This is a genomic window from Oleiphilus sp. HI0066 (genome assembly GCF_001635725.1).
Genome location: NZ_LWFH01001186.1, coordinates 1 through 806 on the forward strand (window position 1 = coordinate 1; position 806 = coordinate 806).

Here is an 806-nt window from a genome sequence, read left to right on the forward strand (position 1 = left end):
CGACGATCTTTGCGCCTGAATCAAGGTGCGCTTGGTACAAGGATGTTTTATTACCCACTTAACAGCTCCACAAGCTTATTAGTATTGGGCCGCATTTTACCGAAACAAAAGCTAGAAAAACTAGCTTTTAGAAGAAATTCTGTTGAAGAAATGTTCTATGGTGGGTAAGTGTTTTGTGAATGATGTATAAGAATGATCACCACCACGACTTAAATACATTTTAGCACCAAGCAATTTAAGCGCGGCTTCTTGATAATTGAGTGTTTCGTCTTCGCTCTCTGTTAAGAGAAATAACTGCGACAATTTTAAAGACGTCCGATCAACATCTAAAGCAAGTAATTGCTCCATATGCTCAGACTTTACTTCATACTCCACGCCGGTATACATATTTTTATTTATGCCAATGTAATCCGACAACAACTCATACGGCCGCACCGCTGGATTGATCAAAACAGCCGGCAATGCATAGTTAACATGAAGATAAAGACTATAAAACCCTCCCAAACTGCTACCAATCAAACCAGAATACTCGGCAACTTGGAGCTTATTCTCTAGCAAGTCGATTGCTTTGGACGGTTCAGCAGGAAGAGCAGGAATGTCGATTCGGAAAAGATCGTTCTCAGCAAAATAACTACAGGTTTGATTCGCTTTTTCAGAAGCAGGGGAGCTATTAAAACCGTGAAGATATAAAAGTCGCTTAGTAGCCATTACTTTGAAGATCTAGCTCAAACTCAAACTCATTTGCTCGCTTCACTTCCGTTTCGAAGGAACCATCAGAATGTAAAGTCAGCCAACGATACCCTGGA

Annotated in this window: 1 protein-coding gene; it reads right to left on the reverse strand. The window is 40.6% G+C overall.

Going from position 1 to position 806, the window contains the following annotated elements:
* Positions 1-120 precede the first annotated feature (120 nt).
* Complete coding sequence (locus A3738_RS15965) at positions 121-708, reverse strand: YqiA/YcfP family alpha/beta fold hydrolase (protein ID WP_068475320.1); 588 nt, start codon at positions 706-708, stop codon at positions 121-123.
* Between the last annotated feature and the right edge of the window lie 98 nt (positions 709-806).